A 19,300-nucleotide genomic window follows, 5' to 3' on the forward strand; every position below is an offset into this window, starting at 1 on the left:
GAATGATATGAAAACGAATTTAATAACAGGAATATTTAGTTTTCTCTTTGCAATTACTTCTTTTGCGCAAGATAAAACTACAGTTAGAGCAAATAACAGTGATATTAGTGATAACTTAGATTTAAGAGCCGTTGCTACCATTTTTGGTGATGCATCAGATTTAGAAGACTTTGAAAGACGATTAAATGATCCTAAATCGCAAATATCAAATTTAGATTTAAACAATGATAATTATGTAGATTATCTAAGGGTTATCGAATCTATTGAAGGAAATGCACATATTATTGTTATACAAGCAGTTTTAGACAAAGATCTATATCAAGATGTAGCTTCTGTAGAAGTTGAAAAAGATAATAACAATAATATACAAGTTCAAGTTGTAGGTGATGTTTATATGTATGGAGATAACTATATTTATGAGCCTGTATATGTTCACAGACCAGTAATTTACACCAATTTTTGGATATCAAACTATCGTCCATATTATTCAACTTGGTATTGGAATTATTATCCTACATATTATACTTACTATCGTCCTTTTCCAATTTTTAGATATCGTAATCATATAGCAATACATATTAATTTTGGTAATACTTACAATTATGTATCGACAAGAAGATGTGCTTATGCCTATAACAGCTACTATGGTAGAAGAGCAAATGCTTATGAAAGAAGATATCCTAACAGGTCTTTTAGCTATAGAAATAGTGGGTATTCAAACAGATACGAATTAGATCAAAATAGAAATATAAGAACTCGTGTTTCTGGTTCTAGAGAACTAACAAGCAATAGAAACTCTTCATCAGTAAGAAATAATAGAATTAGTTCAAATGAAAATGGTACAAGAACATCTTCTACAAGAAGAAATGATATAAATGGTACAACTCCTAGAATTTCTACTTCAACAAGAAATAACACTAATTCTGGTATAAGTTCACCTAGAGTTTCTACTTCGACAAGAAGTAATACTAATTCTAGTATAAGTTCGCCTAGAGTTTCAACTTCGACAAGAAGTAATACTAATTCTAGTATAAGTTCACCTAGAGTTTCTACTTCAACAAGAAGTAATACTAGTTCTAGTATAAGTTCGCCAAGAATTTCAACGAGAAGTAATACTAATATGGGTTCTTCAAGAGGAAATAGTACTCCAAAAAACTACTCAGAATCTAGAAGTTCTAGTTCAAATAGAAGTAGTACTCAAACAAGAAGTACAACAAGACAGAGCGGAAATTCTAGCGGAAGCAGAAGTTCTTCATCTGGTCGAGAAAATTCCGGTCGAGGAGGTAGATCATAACAATAAAGAAAGCTGTCAAAATAGACAGCTTTTTTTGTATTAATTACTTATCTTTGCAAGCTGATTAAATAAAAAATGAGATTACATAGAAACTTAGTATTTACTGTTATAGATTCATTATTAACTATTTTTAATGAAGGAGAGTATGCAGACAAAGTAGTAGCAAGAGCTTTAAAAAAAGATAAACGTTGGGGAAGCAGTGATAGAAAATTTGTAGCAGAAACAATATATGAAATTGTAAGATGGAAACGTCTATATGCTGAAATTGCTGAAGTAAGAGAGCCATACGATAGAGATAATATTTGGAGAATATTTGCCGTTTGGGCTGTTTTAAGAGGTATTAATTTACCTGATTGGAAGTATTTTGAAAATACACCTGCTAGGAAAATTAAAGGTAAATTTGATGAATTATCAAAAATTAGAAAATTCAAAGAATCAATTCCTGATTGGATGGACGAATTAGGTGTTAAAGAACTTGGCGAAACTATTTGGACCAAAGAACTTGAAGCTCAAAATAAACAAGCTGAAGTTATCCTTAGAGTCAATACATTAAAAACTACAAAGGAAAAATTAAGAGCTATTTTAATGGATTTGAATATTGAAACAAATATTTCAAAAGATTATGAAGATGCATTAATTTTAAAAGAAAGAGCTAACGTTTTCATGACAGATGTTTTTAAGGCAGGCTATTTTGAAGTACAAGACGCATCTTCACAATTAGTAGCTTATTTTTTAGATGTAAAACCAGGTATGCGTGTTGTAGATACATGTGCTGGAGCTGGAGGAAAAACACTTCACATGGCTTCATTAATGGAGAACAAAGGGCAGTTAATTGCAATGGACATTTATGAAAGTAAATTAAAACAATTAAAATTAAGAGCCAAACGAAATGGAGTACATAATGTAGAATTTAGAGTGATCGATTCTACAAAGGTGATAAAAAAACTACATGAAAAAGCAGATAGAGTACTAATAGATGCACCATGTAGTGGTTTAGGAGTTATGAAACGTAATCCTGATAGTAAATGGAAACTACAACCTGAATTTATTGATAATATCAAAAAAGTACAGGCAGAAGTATTACAAAACTACTCAAAAATTGTAAAACCAGGTGGAAAAATGGTTTATGCAACATGTTCAGTACTTCCTTCAGAAAACGAAGAACAAGTTAAACACTTCTTAACTACGGAAGCGGGACAAAACTTTACTTTTGTAAAAGAAAAAAAAGTTTTAGCGCATCAAAGTGGATTTGACGGATTTTATATGGCACTCTTAGAACGAAAAATATAACACTTTTTTATCACTTAACTATGAAAAAAAACTTTACCCTTTTATTACTATTAACGTTAAGTTACAGCTTTTCGCAAATCCCCACAGGATATTATGATACAGCAACTGGATCTGGATATACTTTAAAAACACAATTATATAATATTATAACAAATCATAATGATCAAGGCTATGATGCTTTTGATGCATTTACGGCTACAAATGATTTAGATCTTTATTATGAAAATGATAACAGTACTATTTTAGACATCTATTCTGAAAACCCTACTGGAATTGATCCATATAATTATACTCCGGTAATTGATGAATGTGGCAATTATAATGGAGAAGGTGTTTGTTATAATAAAGAACATGTTATTCCTCAATCTATTTTTAACCAAAATGCTCCTATGAGAGGTGATGCACACCACTTACTACCTACAGATGGACGTGTAAATGGATTTAGAAGTAACCATCCTTTTGGTTATGTTGGTGCTAATTTAGTTTCACAAAGTGGAATTACAAATCCAACTAGAAATGGGTCTAAATTAGGAAATAATATCAATACTGGATTGTTTTCAGGATATAGTAATACTGTTTTTGAACCAATTGATGAGTTTAAAGGAGATATTGCTCGAATTTATTTCTATTTTATAACTCGATATGAAACACAAGTTACTAATTGGAATTATGATATGTTCAATGGAACATCAGATCAAGTTTTGACAGATACTTTTTTATATACTTTATTAAATTGGCATTTTAATGATCCTGTTTCTCAAAAAGAGATTGATCGTAATAATGCTATTTACACATATCAGAATAATAGGAATCCTTTTATAGATCATCCAGAATACGTTTGCCAAATATATAATTCTCAATGTGCAACATTAAATACTCCTGATTTTGCTTCTGTTGAAAATATCACTGTTTATCCAAATCCAACTATAAATGAGTTTTATATTTCAACAACAACAACTTTAAAAAGTATAATTATATATAATGTAAATGGTCAAATAATTCAAAAAATTGAACAACCAAATACTATTAGTAATGAAACTTATCAAGTTTCTAATTTATCTAGTGGTTTTTATTTAGTAGAAATTGCCTCTGACAATGGAAAAATCATTAAAAAAATCATTGTAAACTAATTTACTCTGATTTAATAATACAAAAAAAAGGAAGACAAATTGTCTTCCTTTTTATTAGTTTATGATTTCTTAATTCTCAATTGGTCCTTCCCATTCAGAAATACCACCTACTAAATTATAAGCATTTGTAAAACCAAGTTCTCTCATAATATTACATGCATTTGCACTTCTAGAACCTGCTGCACAATAAACATAATAATTTTTTTCCTTATCTAATTCTTCAACCTGATAAATAAATCCTTGTCCTTTAAAAATATCGATATTAATAGAACCTGGAATTCTTCCTCTATTAACCTCTTCTTCTGTTCGAACATCTACTATAATTCCTTTTTCATCAGTTAAAAACTGATTCCACCATTGCTGTTGATCTAAATTCATTCTAATAATTTTGATTCAAAAATACTATGCTTTGATTGAACATCCAATAGCTTTTGTAACTTTTACAGTCACTTCTTTATTTTTCAATAAAGCATCAACCGCATTTTCTACATATTTTACTTTTACAGCACTTTCGTCTGAATGATTATCATCAATTGCTCCTATATACTTTACTTTGTTACCATCTTTTCCTTTTTGTAATACATAAACATGTGGTGTTTTTGTAGCACCATATTGAGGATATATTTTTTGTCCCTCATCAAATAAATAAGGAAAAGTAAAACCTTTTTCTTTAGCTCTTACTTTCATCAATTCATAACTATCTTTATCTTGAACTTCTGGATTATTAGGATTAATAGCAATTACAGGGTAACCTAATTTTTTATATTTTTTATCTAATTCAATTATTCTATCTTCATATGCAACTGCATACGGACAATGATTACACGTAAAAACTACAATAAATCCTTTTGCATCCTTATAATCACTTAAAGAAACAAACTTACCATCAACATTTTTAAGCTTAAAATCAGTGGCTACATCATTAATATCATAACCCGAACTAAATGTATTAATTGTAAATGCACTAACAAGCATTAGCAAAAACATAGAAAAAATAATCTTAAATACTTTCATAATATACTTTTATTGGTTTAACATTTTATTCAACTCTTTTTCTAATTCATCATGTGTAAATGACTGTTCATAAAATTTTGAGTTATTTTTATTATAAATAATGGTTGCAGGAATAGCGCCTGACCAACTTTCACTAACTTTTTCAATCCAAGAATTTGCATCTGGATCATCTAAATGAATAACTGTAGATTTTAATTTCTTTTTATTAATAAAAGGAATTAGTCCCTTTTCTACTTGCTTTGGAAAATCTAAGCTAACTAAAATTACTTTTACATTTCTGTTTTTATAATCCTCTCCTACTTCTTCAAAATAAGGTAATTCTTTTATACAAGGCGCACACCAAGTAGCCCAAAAATTAATTATATAAGTGTACTCATCTTTCATATTCATGAAATTTTCAAATCCTTCATAATTATATGATTCCACTTTAATATCATCTATTTCATAAACCTTTATAGGTTTCACTTCATTTTGAGAATAAGCATACCATGAAAATATAAACGTAAAAAATAAATATCGCATCCTAGCTAAGTTTAATTATCAAATTTAACCCTTACTCTATCTCAATATAAAAATTTAACAAAATTTTATTACATACTTGTATATACAAATAAAAAAATGTATTACATTTGTACATACAAATAAAGTACATACAAATGAATATTGAAGCAGAAATAAAAAGTACAGTAAAACTAAGTATAACAAAGAAAGTCATGCTAAACTTAACATTTACCCGAAATTTTATTAGTGACAAATTCAGTGAATTATTAAAGCCTTATGAAATTTCAAGCGAACAGTATAACGTTCTTCGCATACTGAGAGGTCAAAAAGGAAAACATTTGAATATGCAAGATATTCAAGAAAGAATGATTACAAAAAACAGTAATACAACAAGATTAATTGATAAACTATTATTAAAAGATATGGTAAAGCGCAATACTTGTCCAAATAATAGACGTAAAATTGAAGTTAATATTACACAAAAAGGATTAGATGTTCTTTCCGAACTTGATCCAATTATAGAAGAACACGATAAAATTTTTACAAAAAACTTATCAAACTTAGAATTAGAACAATTAAATAATTTATTAGAAAAACTTAGAGAAATTTAAATATGAGTACATTCATTGAAAGCCAAAACTGGCGATATGCTACAAAAAAATTTGATAGCACAAAAAAAATCACAACAGAAGATTTAGAAACACTAAAGGAAGCAATTAGATTAAGTACATCTTCTTACGGATTACAACCTTATAGAGTATTTATAATTGAAAATCCTGAAATTAGAAAACAATTACAACCTGTTTCATGGGGACAAAGTCAAATTATTGATGCTTCACACCTATTTGTTTTTGCAAATATTGTAGACATTCAAGAAAAGCATATTGACGACTATTTAAACAATATTGCAACAACAAGAGATTTAAATATTGAAGATTTAAAAGGTTATAGCGACTTTATGAAATCTAAAATTGTTCCACTTTCACAAGACAAAAAAACAGTTTGGACTTCTAAACAAACTTATTTAGCAATGGCTAACTTATTAAATGCTGCTGCTGAATTAAGAATTGACGTAACACCAATGGAAGGATTTGAACCAGAAAAATATAATGAGATTTTAGGTTTAGACAAACTTGGACTAAATGCGTCATTAATAGCAACTGTTGGGTATCGTCATGAGGAAGATGTTACACAACATTATACAAAAGTTCGCAAATCAAACGAAGAATTATTTATTACACTATAATTATAAACACAAAAAAAACAGAAAAATGAAAAATTTAAAAACAATTGCATTAGCATTAGTAACACTAGTTACAGTATCAGTATCTGCTCAAACTACTAAAAAAGTAAATGTTCAAAAAAGTAAAGTTGAATGGTTAGGTAAAAAAGTTACTGGAAAACACAATGGTACTATTGATTTAAAAGAAGGAGCTTTAGTATTCAAAAAGAAAAAATTAGTAGGTGGAACATTTGTTGTAGACATGACAAGTATTAATACAACTGATTTAACAGGTGACTACAAAGGAAAATTAGACGGACATTTAAAATCAGATGATTTCTTTGGTGTTGAAAAATTTCCTACTGCAACTTTAGTATTCAAAACATTAACAGATAAAGGAAACAACACTTCTACTGTAACAGCAGATTTAACAATCAAAGGAAAAACAAACCCTATTACTTTTGACATTACTATAAATGGTAATTCGGCTACAACTAAATTAATTGTAGATAGAGCTAAATATGATATTAAATATGGTTCAGGTTCATTTTTTGATAATCTAGGAGACAAAACAATCTATGATGAATTTGAATTAGATGTTACACTAAACTTCTAATAAAAATAACAAACTGTTATAAATAGAAAAATGCCCATTAATTGGGCATTTTTTTTTTGACCTTTTAGAAACATTTAATTTTAGTATTTTTATAACTCAAAATAAAGTTATGATTAAATTAGAATTACCAAACTATTTCTTTTCCAAAAAGACATTACCAGAAGTCTATGTTCATTATTTTATAAGTGATGCCCATTCAAATAAAACTAAAATTCAATTAAATGCAAATTTAATTAGTTTCTTACTCGAAGGTTCTAAAGAGCTGTATCATGAAAATTACTCGAAAGCTATTACAAACAATGAGTTTGTAATAGCAAAATCAGGAAATTGCCTCATGTCTGAAAAATTATCAGACAATCAAAAATATGTCAGCCTTTTATTTTTTTTCAATGATGACTTTATTAAAAATTTTAAAAGGAAATACGAACTTTTCACAGATTCTAATCTTCAAAAAAAGCAAGCACACAAAAAGTTTAAAGTCATAGAATATGATAGTTTCATTAAAAATTTTGTGATTTCTATGGAACAATTATTAAATTCAAATACCAAAATAAATGAAGATTTTTTGAAGCTTAAACTAGAAGAAATTCTTTATTATTTGATTCAAGAAAAAGGAGTTGAAATTCTGAATTTTTTCAATACTATTCCTGTTCAAAAACACCATATTCGCTTAAAAAATGCAGTTGAAAATAATATTTTTTCCAAATTAACATTGGAAGAATTAGCTTTTTTATCGCACATGAGTCTATCAACCTTCAAAAGAGAATTTAATAAAATTTATGGTATGTCTCCAAGTAAATGGATACAAGAAAGAAGATTAGAAAAATCAGTTCAAATGTTACTTATTGAAAAAGAGAGACCGATAGATGTTTATGCAACAATAGGTTATGAAAGTCTTTCTAGTTTTACACAATCTTTCAAACATAAATTTGGTATTACTCCTAAGCAATATCAAATTCAAGAATTGAACCAATAGCAACATTTTTTGACCATTTAGAACAATTAATTTAATTCGTGTTAATTTAATTTTGAAGCATCAAATTAAATTAAAATATCATGAAAAAATTAACTTTAGCATTACTTTTATTGACTACAACATTCAGTCAAGCACAAACATTTACTTTGAAAAGTAAAGACGTAGGCGGTCAATCCACAAAAAAACAAGAATTTAATGGTTTTGGTTGTTCAGGCGAAAACGTTTCACCTCAATTATCGTGGGAAAACGCTCCAAAAGGAACCAAAAGTTTTGCCATTACTATGTATGATCCAGATGCTCCTACAGGAAGTGGTTTTTGGCATTGGGTTGTTTTTGATATCCCTTCAAACATAAATGAATTGGTTTCCAATGCTGGAAATATGAGTTTAAATTTAACTCCAAAAAATGTTATTCAAAGTAAAACGAGTTATAATATAAACGGATATGGTGGTCCATGTCCTCCTGAAGGTCACGGAATTCACGCTTACATTATTACTATTCATGCTCTTAAAACCGATAAATTAGGATTAACAGAAAGTACTAATCCTGAAATTGTAGGATACTATTTATGGCAAAATACTATTGAAAAAGCTTCAATTGTTGTGTATTATAACAGATAAATCATGTACAAAATAATTAATACAAAAGAGTTTTAAAAAATATTTTTCAGACTTTTTTATACAAAACTTGTATATAAAAATAAACTTTTGCTATATTTGTGCCTTAATTAAGAAATAAATGATACCGTTTTTAAACAATACTTGGTGGTGGAACAACTTACGTCAAACGTCGTGAGCAAATCCTGCTATAGTATAATTTAAAAAATATAATACATATAAAAGGCTTGTCAATCACGACAAGCCTTTTTTTTATGCCATAAATAGAACTTAGTAAAAAGAAAACACACAATATGAAAACATACAAACTTCACACATCACACAAACAAATACTAGCAGATACAATTACACCTGTAAGTGTATATTTAAAAATAAGAGATAAATTCCCAAATAGTATTCTATTGGAAAGTAGTGATTACCATGCAAATGATAATACATTCTCCTACATCTGCTTCAACCCTATTGCATCATTCAAAGTTGAAAATCAAAAAATTGAAACTATATTTCCAAATAATCATTCTGAAATCATTCCCATTGACAAATCAATCAATGTAATAAATGAACTTGAAAATTTTTCAAAGCAATTTAAAACTGATGAATCAAAATTTAAATTCATAAACAATGGATTATTTGGCTATATATCTTACGATGCAATACAACATTTTGAAACTATAAAAATCGGAAATAAGCCTCACAAAAATGAAATTCCAGAAATATACTATGCTATATATCAAAATATTATAGCCATAAATCATTTTAAAAATGAAGCTTATATTTTTTGTCATAGCATTGATAACACAAATAATACTGACGAAATTAACCAATTACTTCAAGCTAAAAACTTCGCTTCGTTTAGCTTTACAAAATCAAAAGATGGTTATTCAAACTTAACAGATGATCAATTTAAAGAATATGTAACCTTGGCAAAAAAACATTGTCATAGAGGTGATGTATTTCAATTAGTACTATCGAGAAAATTTTCCCAACCATTTAAAGGAGATGAATTTAATGTCTATAGAGCTCTACGAAGCATAAACCCATCTCCCTATTTATTTTATTTTGATTATGGAAATTTTAAAATATTCGGATCATCACCAGAAGCACAATTAGTCATTAAAGATAAACATGCTGAAATTCATCCTATTGCAGGAACATTTAAACGTACTGGAAACGATGAAAAAGATGCAGAATTAGCTAAAAGACTAGGAGAAGATGCTAAAGAAAATAGCGAACATGTAATGCTTGTAGATCTTGCTCGCAATGATTTAAGCAGAAGTTGTAATGAAGTTAAAGTTGAAAATTACAAAGAAGTACAATTCTTTTCACATGTAATACATTTAGTATCAAAAGTAACTGGAAAACTAAAAGAAAACTACAATTTTATGGATTTAGTCTCTAAAACATTTCCAGCAGGAACACTAAGTGGTGCTCCAAAATACAAAGCAATGGAGTTAATAGAAAAAATAGAAAAAACAAATAGAGGCTTTTATGGTGGTGCTATTGGATTCATGGATTTTGAAGGAAACTTTAATCATGCAATTATGATTAGAAGCTTTCTAAGCAAAAATCACGAATTACATTTTCAAGCTGGAGCAGGAATAGTTGAAAGCTCATCTGAAGAAAATGAAATGCAAGAAGTATATAACAAACTAGGAGCATTACAAAAAGCACTTGAAATTGCAGAAACCATATAAATGAACGAAAAAATGAAACAAAACAATAAAATGAAAATAGTAGTCATCGATAATTACGATAGCTTTACTTATAATTTAGTACATTATTTAGAAGATTTAAATGCAACAGTTACCGTTTTTCGTAATGATGAATTTGAATTAGAAGAATTAGAACAATTTGACAAAATTTTACTTTCGCCTGGTCCAGGAATTCCCGATGAAGCTGGATTATTAAAGGAAGTCATAAAAAAATATGCTCCCACAAAAAGCATACTTGGAGTATGCCTTGGTCAACAAGCAATAGGAGAAGTATTTGGAGGAAACCTAATAAACTTAGAAAAAGTATATCATGGAATAGCCACAAATGTTACAAATATTGTTCAAGACACATTATTCACAGATATTCCAAAAAATATTGAAGTAGGTCGCTATCATTCATGGGTTGTTAGTCCTGAAAATTTTCCCGATTCATTAGAAATAACATCGGTAGACAGTAACGGACAAATTATGTCTTTAAGACACAAAACGTATGATGTTAAAGGTGTGCAATATCATCCAGAAAGTGTTTTAACACCTCACGGAAAAAAAATATTAGAAAATTGGTTAAACAATTAGCATAAAAAACACTAATTATTATTAATCATTATCCTAAGCTTATCGAAGGAAACTAATCATTAAAAAAATGAAAACAATACTAAATCGACTTATAAATCACGAAATACTATCAAAAACAGAAGCAAAAGAAGTATTAGTCAACATATCATCAGGAAACTATAATTCCAGTCAAATAGCTTCATTTCTTACCGTTTATCTAATGAGAAGCATCACTATTGAAGAACTTTCAGGTTTTCGTGAAGCTTTACTTGAACTTTGCATTCCTGTAGACTTTTCTGCTTACAATACAATTGATTTATGCGGAACAGGTGGAGATGGAAAAGACACTTTCAACATTTCCACTTTAGCCTCATTTATTGTTGCTGGAGCAGGAATTAAAGTAGCAAAACATGGAAATTACGGAGTTTCTTCCATTTCAGGATCAAGCAATGTAATGGAACAAATGGGTGTAAAATTCACAAATGACATCGATTTCTTAACAAAATCAATTGAAGAAACAAATATTGCCATTCTTCACGCACCATTATTTCATCCTGCAATGAAAAATGTTGGTCCCATTCGAAAAGAATTAGGTGTAAAAACGTTTTTCAATATGCTTGGTCCAATGGTAAACCCATCATTTCCAAGAAATCAAATGGTAGGTGTATTTAGTTTAGAATTAGCTCGAATGTATGCCTATTTATACCAAAATACAAATACAAACTATAGTATTTTACACGGTTTAAGCGGATTTGATGAAGTATCTCTAACGGATGATGTAAAAATTATATCTAATTCATCTGAAATAATCTTAAAACCCGAAGATTTCAAATTACCAAAAATTAATTTAGAATTCATAAAAGGAGGAAAAACAGTTGATGAATCGGCTAAAATTTTTCATAAAGTAATTTCAGGAAACGGATCATCAGAACAAAATAATGTGGTTTGTGTAAATGCTGCAATTGCCATACAAACAGTCGAAAAATCTACCTATGAAAACGCATTAGCAAAAGCACAAGAAAGCTTAAATAGCGGAAAAGCATTTGAAAAATTAAATAAATTAATAACAATAAGTAAAAATTAAAAAAACTTGTATAAATTCGAGAAATCAATCGAATGCAAGTAAAAACATAAAAATAAAATGAATATACTTGATAAAATTATTATTGATAAAAAAAGAGAAGTTGAAGTAAAAAAATCAATTATTCCTGTTTCTCAACTTGAAGCTTCTGTTTTATTTAATGGTCGTACATACTCTATGAGTAAACTATTAAAAAATAGCTTATCAGGTATCATCACAGAACATAAAAGAAGATCACCTTCAAAATCAATTATCAATAATAAACATTCTGTTGAAGACGTTGTTATTGGCTATCAAAATGCAGGAGCTTCTGGAATTTCAGTTTTAACTGATGGAAAGTATTTTGGTGGCTCATTAGATGATTTAATATTAGCAAAAGCTTCTGTAAACATACCTTTATTACGCAAAGAATTTATAATTGATGAATACCAAATTTTAGAAGCAAAAGCACACGGAGCAGATGTTATATTACTAATTGCAGCCGTTTTATCAAGAGAAGAAATTAAACGATTATCAGAATTTGCACAAAGTTTAGCATTAGAAGTTCTACTCGAAGTACACAACCAAGAAGAATTAGAAAAATCAATTATGTATAGTTTAGACATGATTGGTGTAAATAATCGTAATTTAAAAACCTTTGAAGTAAGTTTAGATTTTAGTAAAAAACTATCCTCATTAATTCCTGATGAATTTGTTAAAGTATCAGAAAGTGGTATTGAAACAGTTGATGTAATAAAAGAACTACAACAATTTGGTTACCAAGGCTTTTTAATGGGAGAACACTTCATGAAAACAGAAAACCCAGGTTTAGCAGCAAAAGAATTTATTAATAAAACTATATTATGATGGACGTTAAACTAAAAATATGTGGCATGAAATTTCCAGAAAATATTCAGGAAATCTGCTCATTAGAACCAAGTTATTTAGGCTTTATTTTTTGGAAAAAATCATTACGAAAATATGATAATGATGAAATAATTGAAATTCCAAAACACATAAAAAAAGTAGGAGTATTTGTAGATGAAAACATTGAAGTCATTAAAAGTAAAATTAATCAATTCAAATTTGATGCTATTCAATTACATGGCATAGAATCTCCTAATTTTTGTAAAGAAATTAAGGAATTAAATGTAGAAGTCATTAAAGCTTTTTCAATTGATGAAACCTTCAACTTCGATAAACTTTTAGAATACGAAGACAATGTAGATTTCTTTCTTTTTGATACGAAAGGAAGATTACCTGGCGGAAATGGAATCTCATTTAACTGGGATTTATTAGTAAATTATAAACTATCAAAACCATTTTTCTTAAGTGGCGGAATAGGATTAACAAGTGTTGATGCAATAAAATCATTTTTAAGTACTGGTATAGCCAAATATTGTTACGGAATTGATGTAAATAGCCGATTTGAAAGAAGAACAGGATTTAAAAATTATTCTAAATTAAGAAGACTAAAAAGATTATTATATGAAGACGAAATATAATGTAGACGAAAATGGATTTTATGGAAAATTTGGTGGAGCGTTTATCCCTGAAATGTTATATCCAAATGTAGAAGAATTAAAAGAAAATTATTTAAAAATAATGAATGAACCTTCATTTAAAGAAGAATTCAACACATTATTAAAACAATATGTAGGCAGACCAACACCATTGTATTTCGCAAAACGGTTATCAGAAAAATACAATACAAAAATATACCTAAAAAGAGAAGATCTATGTCACACAGGAGCTCACAAAGTAAACAATACGATTGGGCAAATTCTAATGGCAAAACGATTAGGTAAAACAAGAATTATAGCCGAAACCGGAGCAGGACAACACGGTGTAGCTACAGCTACAGTTTGTGCCTTAATGGGATTAGAATGCATCGTTTACATGGGAGAAATAGACATTAAACGTCAAGCTCCAAATGTAGCTCGTATGAAAATGTTAGGCGCAACTGTCCGACCTGCAACTTCAGGATCAAAAACCTTAAAAGATGCAACAAACGAAGCTATTAGAGATTGGATTAACAATCCATTAGACACCTTTTATATTATCGGTTCAGTCGTTGGCCCTCATCCTTATCCAGATATGGTGGCAAAATTTCAAAGTGTAATTTCAAAAGAAATTAAAACCCAATTATTAGACCAAGAAGACAAGGAAAATCCTGATTATGTAGTTGCTTGTGTTGGAGGAGGTAGTAATGCTGCTGGTGCTTTCTATGAATTTTTAGATAATGAAAACGTAAAATTAATTGCAGTTGAAGCAGCAGGTCATGGAGTTGATTCTGGTGAAAGTGCTGCTACATCAGTATTAGGCAAAATCGGAATTATTCACGGAAGTAAAACTTTGCTAATGCAAACTGAAGACGGACAAATCACAGAGCCCTACTCTATTTCTGCTGGTTTAGATTATCCAGGTGTAGGACCTTTACATGCTCACTTACACGATTCTAATCGCGCTGAATTTATAGCTATTACTGATAATGAAGCTATGCAAGCTGGTTTAAATATTTGTAAAACAGAAGGAATTATACCTGCAATAGAAACGGCTCATGCCTTTGCGGTATTAGATAAAAAACAATTTAGACCAACAGATATAGTGGTAATTAACCTTTCTGGTCGTGGTGACAAAGATTTAAACACATACATCGATTATTTCAAATTCTAAAAAATTTAGAAACAATAAAATGAAAAGAATAAACGCAAAACTTTTAGAAGATAAAAAATTATTATCTATATATTTTACTGCTGGTTACCCTAATTTAAATGATACTGTACCTATTATCAAAGAATTAGAACAAAGTGGAGTAGATATGATCGAAATAGGACTGCCATTTTCAGATCCTCTAGCTGATGGACCAACAATCCAAGAAAGTTCTACAATTGCAATTGAAAATGGAATGACAACAACTATCCTATTCAACCAATTAAAAGATATTAGAAAAACGATACAAATTCCATTAATTATAATGGGATATTTTAATCCAATGATGCAATATGGAATTGAAAAATTTTGTCAAAAATGTGCAGAAATTGGAATTGATGGCTTAATTATTCCCGATTTACCTTTAGACGTATACCAAAATGAATACAAATTTATTTTTGAAAAACATGACCTAAAAAATATCTTTTTAATAACACCTCAAACCTCAAACGAACGCATTACACAAATTGACACTATCTCTAATAGTTTTATTTATATGGTAAGCACAGCAGCCGTAACAGGAAGCCAGTCTGGTTTTGGAATAGAACAATTAGACTATTTTAAAAGAATTGCTAACTTAAATTTAAAAAATCCACAAATTGTTGGATTTGGAATTAAAGACAACGAAACATTTCAACAAGCCACAAAATATCAAAAAGGAGCAATCATTGGTAGTGCATTCATCAAATTTTTAAAAAATAACCCTGTTTCAAAAATTAAAAACTTCATTTCATTTATTAAATAATATACTCATAATATAAAGCTTATAGTTTTTTAACATCATTTTGTAACTTTTTTGTAAAAGTAATCGTATAATTACCATAACTAACTTACAACTATGAACTTTTTAGAAAACTATGAGCCTTTATTAAAGGCGTTTTGGTACATTGCATTACCAGTGAGTATTTTCTTTTCACTACAAACAATTGCTACTTTCATTGGTTTAGGAGGAGCTGAATCGGATGCTGATTCTGACGGAGGTGATGCAGGAGATATGCCTTTTGAACTATTTACTCTTAGAAACTTAATCAATTTTTTACTAGGATTTAGTTGGACAGGAATATCATTTTATCACAAATTTGAGAACAAAACCATCTTAATCATTATTTCAGTATTAGTCGGAATTATTTTTGTTGCTGTATTCTTTATACTAATAAAACAAATTTTAAAACTATCTGAAGATAATAGCTTTAAACTAGAAAATACATTAAACAAAACAGCCGATGTTTATTTAACTATTCCTGAAAATAAATTAGGAAAAGGAAAAATTCAAATTAGTGTAAACGGAGCTTTCCATGAGTTAGAAGCTATGACCACTAATGCTGAAAAAATCCCATCAGGTTCTGTTGTTAAAGTTATTGCTATAGAAAATAGTATCCTTATTGTAGAAAAATTTTAATCCTTATCCTTATATATTAAATTATGTCTGAATTAATTATTATTGTTGTAGCCGCATTTGTGCTATTCGTAACTTTTGTTACCTTAATTTCTCGTTACAAAAGATGTCCGTCGGATAAAATCTTAGTTATTTATGGTCGCACAGGTGGCACATCTGCTAAATGTGTTCACGGTGGTGGTGCCTTTATTTGGCCTGTAATTCAAGATTATCAATACTTAGATTTAAAACCTATTTCTATTGAAGCAAACTTAACAAATGCTCTTTCTCGTCAAAACATTCGTGTTGATGTTCCTTGTCGTTTCACCATTGCAATTTCAACAGAAACAGATAGTATGAATACTGCTGCTGAACGTTTATTAGGACTTTCACCTGATCAGATTCAAGAATTAGCAAAAGATATTTTATTTGGTCAATTGCGTTTAGTAATTGCAACAATGACTATTGAAGAAATTAACTCAGATAGAGATAAATTCTTAGATAACATTTCTAAAAACGTAGATTCAGAATTAAAGAAAATTGGTTTAAAATTAATTAACGTTAACGTAACCGATATTAAAGACGAATCAGGCTATATTGAAGCATTAGGAAAAGAAGCTGCTGCAAAAGCCATTAACGAGGCTAAAATTTCAGTAGCTGAACAAGAAAAAATTGGAGAAACTGGAAAAGCAATGGCTGATCGTGAGAAAGACGTTCAAATTGCCGAAACACATAGAGATCGTGATGTAAAAATTGCAATTACTAATAAAGACAGAGAAGTAAGTATTGCCGCAGCCTTTAAAGACGAAAGTATTGGTAAAGCAGAAGCGCAAAGAGATACACGTGTAAAAACATCAGAAGCAAATGCTATTGCTATTCAAGGAGAAAATGAGGCTAAAATTGCCATTGCACAATCAGAAGCAACTCGTCGTGAACGTGAAGCAGAAGCATTAAGAATCGCTTTAGCTTCTGAAAAAGTACAAAGTGCAAGAGCATTAGAAGAATCATATGTAGCGGAACAAAAAGCGGAACAAGCACGTGCCGAAAGAGAACGTTCTACACAAAATGCTAATATTGTAATTCCTGCTGAAATTGCAAAACAAAAAGCAATTATTGATGCACAAGCTGAAGCTGAAAAAACAAGAGTTCAAGCAAAAGGAGAAGCAGATGCTATTTTTGCAAAAATGGAAGCAGAAGCAAAAGGTTTATTTGAAATCTTAACCAAACAAGCAGAAGGTTATCGTGAAGTGGTTAGTGCTGCTGGCGGTGATCCAACAAAAGCATTCCAATTATTGTTAATTGAAAAATTACCAGAATTGGTTAAAACCCAAGTGGAAGCAGTTAAAAACATCAAAATTGATAAAATTACAGTTTGGGACTCTGGAAATAATCAAGATGGAAATGGTTCAACTGCCAATTTCATTTCTGGTATGATGAAAACAGTTCCACCATTAAATGATTTATTCAATATGGCTGGTTTAAATTTACCAACATATTTGAAAGGTGATGATAAAGCCACAGAAGTAAAACCAACTGAAATTGCCAAAACTAATGATGATAACACTTCATCAGAAGAAGTGAAATAATTAAACAAATTCCAATCTCAAAATTTTGAGATTAAATCCCAAATTCCTAATGGTTTTTGGGATTTTTATTTTTGATATAAAACAACCAACACCTTTTCTATTATCTTTGCCATTCAAATAAATGTATGACTCCTACTCTACTCTCATCGCCTTTACAAGGTTTTACCGATTTCCGATTTAGAAATGCTTTACATAAATATTTCGGTGGTATTGATACTTATTATGCACCATATATTCGTTTAGATGGAAAATTAATTATAAAAAATTCGTACCAACTTGATTTACAATTAGAAAATAACAATACTTTGGAACTCATTCCACAAGTAATGACTAATGATGCTGATGAATTTCTATTTGTAGTCAAGTACATCCAAGAATTGGGATACAAAGAACTCAACTGGAATTTAGGTTGTCCTTATCCAATGGTAACCAAAAGAGGCATGGGTTCTGGACTGATTTGCCAACCTACAAAAATTGATCATATCTTAGAAAGAGCGCATAGTGAAACAGATGTAGTGGTATCAATGAAAATGAGAATGGGTTACGAAAATCCAGAAGAAATTTTGGATGTTTTTCCTATTTTGGATAAATATCCTTTAAAAAATATTGCCATTCATGCCCGAATTGGAAAACAATTATACAATGGCGGTGTTAATTTAGAAGCTTTTCAACGTTGTACCGAAAATACCAAACATAAGTTATATTATAATGGTGATATTACTTCTGTAGCTAAATATAGAGAAATGCAAGAACGCTTTCCAAATATAGATCATTTTATGATAGGTCGCGGTTTAATTGCTGATCCTTTTTTACCAAGCATGATCAAAAACAATACTATTGAGTATCCAAAAGACCGATGGCAAATTTTCAGTGAATTTCACGACACCATTTATCAAGAATATGATGCAGCTCTCTCTGGTCCAACACCTATACGAATGAAAATGCTAGGTTTTTGGGGCTACTTTTCAAATTCTTTTTCCGATCCTCAAAAAACATTCAAAAAAATTAAAAAAGCCCAAAGCCCTAGAGCGTATCAAGAAGCAGTTAAAGAGATTTTAAAAAAGGAAAAGTAAAATAATTAATTCTTACAAATGTTAACATTCAATAAAAACTATTTTATATTAACACTATTTATCTTTGTTATTGAAGTTATAATTGCACTATACATAAAAGATACTTTTATAAGACCCTATTTAGGTGATGTTTTAGTAGTAATACTTCTATATTGCTTCATAAAATCATTCATAAAATCACGCGTAGCAATTGTTGCCCTATTTGTTCTCCTCTTTTCTTTTACAATCGAAACCCTTCAATATTTTAATATTGTTGAAAGACTAGGCTTAGAACAGTATAAAATAGCTCGAATAATAATTGGAACTTCATTCTCATGGATCGATCTAATATGCTATACCATTGGATACATACTTATAGTTATTATTGAAAAAAGGAAAACAATAGGTTTAACAATCAATTAAAGAAAATCAGATTAAATGAGTTTCGTTTATGGCAAAATATACTCTCTTTATTCTAAATATACTGCATTCAAAAATTATAGGTCATAATAGTAACAAAACAATATTTATATATTGCTGATAAATCAATTCGAAAAATTGTTAACCGACTTGATATGTTGTAAATAT

At 29.3% G+C, this 19,300-nt stretch carries 22 protein-coding genes; 19 read left to right on the top strand and 3 right to left on the bottom strand.

Going from position 1 to position 19,300, the window contains the following annotated elements:
* The first annotated feature begins 7 nt into the window (after positions 1-7).
* The 3 genes from LXD69_RS15015 (at position 8) to LXD69_RS15025 (ending at position 3,714) form a co-directional block, all read left to right on the top strand.
* Positions 8-1,294: a hypothetical protein gene (locus tag LXD69_RS15015; RefSeq protein WP_246915976.1), complete on the top strand. Its 1,287-nt coding sequence runs from the start codon at positions 8-10 to the stop codon at positions 1,292-1,294.
* A 75-nt stretch (positions 1,295-1,369) separates the two neighbouring features.
* Positions 1,370-2,584: an RsmB/NOP family class I SAM-dependent RNA methyltransferase gene (locus tag LXD69_RS15020; RefSeq protein WP_246915978.1), complete on the top strand. Its 1,215-nt coding sequence runs from the start codon at positions 1,370-1,372 to the stop codon at positions 2,582-2,584.
* Between the two features lie 20 nt (positions 2,585-2,604).
* Positions 2,605-3,714 carry an endonuclease gene (locus tag LXD69_RS15025; RefSeq protein ID WP_246915980.1) on the top strand — a complete coding sequence of 370 codons (1,110 nt, stop codon included), beginning with the start codon at positions 2,605-2,607 and terminating at the stop codon, positions 3,712-3,714.
* Between the two features lie 69 nt (positions 3,715-3,783).
* On the opposite strand, the gene LXD69_RS15030 is transcribed toward LXD69_RS15025, so the two are convergent.
* From LXD69_RS15030 to LXD69_RS15040, 3 genes are read right to left on the bottom strand one after another with little or no spacing between them, the layout of a single operon-like run.
* Complete coding sequence (locus LXD69_RS15030; RefSeq protein ID WP_045967171.1) at positions 3,784-4,092, bottom strand: rhodanese-like domain-containing protein; 309 nt, start codon at positions 4,090-4,092, stop codon at positions 3,784-3,786.
* A 24-nt stretch (positions 4,093-4,116) separates the two neighbouring features.
* Complete coding sequence (locus LXD69_RS15035; RefSeq protein ID WP_246915982.1) at positions 4,117-4,728, bottom strand: thioredoxin family protein; 612 nt, start codon at positions 4,726-4,728, stop codon at positions 4,117-4,119.
* Positions 4,729-4,737: 9 nt separating this feature from the next.
* Positions 4,738-5,250, bottom strand: a complete 513-nt coding sequence (locus tag LXD69_RS15040) for a TlpA family protein disulfide reductase (protein ID WP_045967165.1) — start codon at positions 5,248-5,250, stop codon at positions 4,738-4,740.
* A gap of 134 nt (positions 5,251-5,384) precedes the next feature.
* On the opposite strand from LXD69_RS15040, the gene LXD69_RS15045 reads away from it, so the two are divergent.
* The 16 genes from LXD69_RS15045 to LXD69_RS15120 all read left to right on the top strand — a co-directional run bounded on the left by LXD69_RS15045 (position 5,385) and on the right by LXD69_RS15120 (position 19,135).
* Positions 5,385-5,840, top strand: coding sequence for a MarR family winged helix-turn-helix transcriptional regulator (locus LXD69_RS15045; RefSeq protein WP_045967163.1), 456 nt, complete (start codon positions 5,385-5,387; stop codon positions 5,838-5,840).
* Positions 5,841-5,842: 2 nt separating this feature from the next.
* Positions 5,843-6,475, top strand: coding sequence for an NAD(P)H-dependent oxidoreductase (locus LXD69_RS15050; RefSeq protein ID WP_246915983.1), 633 nt, complete (start codon positions 5,843-5,845; stop codon positions 6,473-6,475).
* Between the two features lie 25 nt (positions 6,476-6,500).
* On the top strand, positions 6,501-7,067 hold the full coding sequence (locus LXD69_RS15055) for a YceI family protein (protein ID WP_045967469.1): 567 nt from the start codon (positions 6,501-6,503) through the stop codon (positions 7,065-7,067).
* Between the two features lie 109 nt (positions 7,068-7,176).
* Positions 7,177-8,043: a helix-turn-helix domain-containing protein gene (locus LXD69_RS15060; protein ID WP_246915985.1), complete on the top strand. Its 867-nt coding sequence runs from the start codon at positions 7,177-7,179 to the stop codon at positions 8,041-8,043.
* An 80-nt stretch (positions 8,044-8,123) separates the two neighbouring features.
* Complete coding sequence (locus tag LXD69_RS15065; protein ID WP_246915986.1) at positions 8,124-8,663, top strand: YbhB/YbcL family Raf kinase inhibitor-like protein; 540 nt, start codon at positions 8,124-8,126, stop codon at positions 8,661-8,663.
* Between the two features lie 290 nt (positions 8,664-8,953).
* Positions 8,954-10,354: an anthranilate synthase component I family protein gene (locus LXD69_RS15070; RefSeq protein ID WP_246915987.1), complete on the top strand. Its 1,401-nt coding sequence runs from the start codon at positions 8,954-8,956 to the stop codon at positions 10,352-10,354.
* Between the two features lie 30 nt (positions 10,355-10,384).
* Complete coding sequence (locus LXD69_RS15075) at positions 10,385-10,948, top strand: anthranilate synthase component II (protein WP_045967467.1); 564 nt, start codon at positions 10,385-10,387, stop codon at positions 10,946-10,948.
* 67 nt (positions 10,949-11,015) lie between these two features.
* Entirely contained in the window at positions 11,016-12,011 is a 996-nt protein-coding gene (gene trpD / locus LXD69_RS15080; RefSeq protein ID WP_246915988.1) for an anthranilate phosphoribosyltransferase, read from the top strand.
* Positions 12,012-12,068: 57 nt separating this feature from the next.
* Complete coding sequence (gene trpC / locus LXD69_RS15085; RefSeq protein WP_045967154.1) at positions 12,069-12,854, top strand: indole-3-glycerol phosphate synthase TrpC; 786 nt, start codon at positions 12,069-12,071, stop codon at positions 12,852-12,854.
* A 26-nt stretch (positions 12,855-12,880) separates the two neighbouring features.
* Positions 12,881-13,492, top strand: a complete 612-nt coding sequence (locus LXD69_RS15090; protein WP_235270879.1) for a phosphoribosylanthranilate isomerase — start codon at positions 12,881-12,883, stop codon at positions 13,490-13,492.
* On the top strand, positions 13,476-14,663 hold the full coding sequence (trpB, locus tag LXD69_RS15095) for a tryptophan synthase subunit beta (protein WP_045967150.1): 1,188 nt from the start codon (positions 13,476-13,478) through the stop codon (positions 14,661-14,663). Before LXD69_RS15090 ends, trpB begins: the two co-directional genes overlap by 17 nt.
* A gap of 19 nt (positions 14,664-14,682) precedes the next feature.
* Positions 14,683-15,444, top strand: coding sequence for a tryptophan synthase subunit alpha (trpA, locus tag LXD69_RS15100; protein ID WP_045967146.1), 762 nt, complete (start codon positions 14,683-14,685; stop codon positions 15,442-15,444).
* 93 nt (positions 15,445-15,537) lie between these two features.
* A complete protein-coding gene (locus LXD69_RS15105; RefSeq protein ID WP_045967145.1) occupies positions 15,538-16,098 on the top strand; it encodes an NfeD family protein in 561 nt (186 codons plus the stop codon).
* A gap of 23 nt (positions 16,099-16,121) precedes the next feature.
* Positions 16,122-17,660 carry a flotillin family protein gene (locus LXD69_RS15110; protein ID WP_246915989.1) on the top strand — a complete coding sequence of 513 codons (1,539 nt, stop codon included), beginning with the start codon at positions 16,122-16,124 and terminating at the stop codon, positions 17,658-17,660.
* A gap of 125 nt (positions 17,661-17,785) precedes the next feature.
* Positions 17,786-18,733, top strand: a complete 948-nt coding sequence (locus LXD69_RS15115; RefSeq protein ID WP_246915990.1) for a tRNA dihydrouridine synthase — start codon at positions 17,786-17,788, stop codon at positions 18,731-18,733.
* An 18-nt stretch (positions 18,734-18,751) separates the two neighbouring features.
* On the top strand, positions 18,752-19,135 hold the full coding sequence (locus tag LXD69_RS15120) for a ribosomal maturation YjgA family protein (protein ID WP_246915991.1): 384 nt from the start codon (positions 18,752-18,754) through the stop codon (positions 19,133-19,135).
* The last annotated feature ends 165 nt before the right edge of the window (positions 19,136-19,300 follow it).

The organism is Flavobacterium sediminilitoris (genome assembly GCF_023008245.1).
GTDB lineage: Bacteria > Bacteroidota > Bacteroidia > Flavobacteriales > Flavobacteriaceae > Flavobacterium > Flavobacterium sediminilitoris.

What these genes read in the sequence shown, in the direction of transcription:
- LXD69_RS15120 (WP_246915991.1), top strand. Translation starts at nt 18,752, where the DNA reads ATGTTAACATTCAATAAAAACTATTTTATATTAACACTATTTATCTTT.
- LXD69_RS15070 (WP_246915987.1), top strand. Translation starts at nt 8,954, where the DNA reads ATGAAAACATACAAACTTCACACATCACACAAACAAATACTAGCAGAT.
- LXD69_RS15040 (WP_045967165.1), bottom strand. Translation starts at nt 5,250, where the DNA reads ATGCGATATTTATTTTTTACGTTTATATTTTCATGGTATGCTTATTCT.
- LXD69_RS15035 (WP_246915982.1), bottom strand. Translation starts at nt 4,728, where the DNA reads ATGAAAGTATTTAAGATTATTTTTTCTATGTTTTTGCTAATGCTTGTT.
- LXD69_RS15110 (WP_246915989.1), top strand. Translation starts at nt 16,122, where the DNA reads ATGTCTGAATTAATTATTATTGTTGTAGCCGCATTTGTGCTATTCGTA.
- LXD69_RS15025 (WP_246915980.1), top strand. Translation starts at nt 2,605, where the DNA reads ATGAAAAAAAACTTTACCCTTTTATTACTATTAACGTTAAGTTACAGC.
- LXD69_RS15045 (WP_045967163.1), top strand. Translation starts at nt 5,385, where the DNA reads ATGAATATTGAAGCAGAAATAAAAAGTACAGTAAAACTAAGTATAACA.
- LXD69_RS15060 (WP_246915985.1), top strand. Translation starts at nt 7,177, where the DNA reads ATGATTAAATTAGAATTACCAAACTATTTCTTTTCCAAAAAGACATTA.
- LXD69_RS15090 (WP_235270879.1), top strand. Translation starts at nt 12,881, where the DNA reads ATGAAATTTCCAGAAAATATTCAGGAAATCTGCTCATTAGAACCAAGT.
- trpD (WP_246915988.1), top strand. Translation starts at nt 11,016, where the DNA reads ATGAAAACAATACTAAATCGACTTATAAATCACGAAATACTATCAAAA.
- LXD69_RS15115 (WP_246915990.1), top strand. Translation starts at nt 17,786, where the DNA reads ATGACTCCTACTCTACTCTCATCGCCTTTACAAGGTTTTACCGATTTC.
- trpA (WP_045967146.1), top strand. Translation starts at nt 14,683, where the DNA reads ATGAAAAGAATAAACGCAAAACTTTTAGAAGATAAAAAATTATTATCT.
- LXD69_RS15065 (WP_246915986.1), top strand. Translation starts at nt 8,124, where the DNA reads ATGAAAAAATTAACTTTAGCATTACTTTTATTGACTACAACATTCAGT.
- trpB (WP_045967150.1), top strand. Translation starts at nt 13,476, where the DNA reads ATGAAGACGAAATATAATGTAGACGAAAATGGATTTTATGGAAAATTT.
- LXD69_RS15020 (WP_246915978.1), top strand. Translation starts at nt 1,370, where the DNA reads ATGAGATTACATAGAAACTTAGTATTTACTGTTATAGATTCATTATTA.
- LXD69_RS15055 (WP_045967469.1), top strand. Translation starts at nt 6,501, where the DNA reads ATGAAAAATTTAAAAACAATTGCATTAGCATTAGTAACACTAGTTACA.
- LXD69_RS15015 (WP_246915976.1), top strand. Translation starts at nt 8, where the DNA reads ATGAAAACGAATTTAATAACAGGAATATTTAGTTTTCTCTTTGCAATT.
- LXD69_RS15105 (WP_045967145.1), top strand. Translation starts at nt 15,538, where the DNA reads ATGAACTTTTTAGAAAACTATGAGCCTTTATTAAAGGCGTTTTGGTAC.
- LXD69_RS15075 (WP_045967467.1), top strand. Translation starts at nt 10,385, where the DNA reads ATGAAAATAGTAGTCATCGATAATTACGATAGCTTTACTTATAATTTA.
- LXD69_RS15050 (WP_246915983.1), top strand. Translation starts at nt 5,843, where the DNA reads ATGAGTACATTCATTGAAAGCCAAAACTGGCGATATGCTACAAAAAAA.
- trpC (WP_045967154.1), top strand. Translation starts at nt 12,069, where the DNA reads ATGAATATACTTGATAAAATTATTATTGATAAAAAAAGAGAAGTTGAA.
- LXD69_RS15030 (WP_045967171.1), bottom strand. Translation starts at nt 4,092, where the DNA reads ATGAATTTAGATCAACAGCAATGGTGGAATCAGTTTTTAACTGATGAA.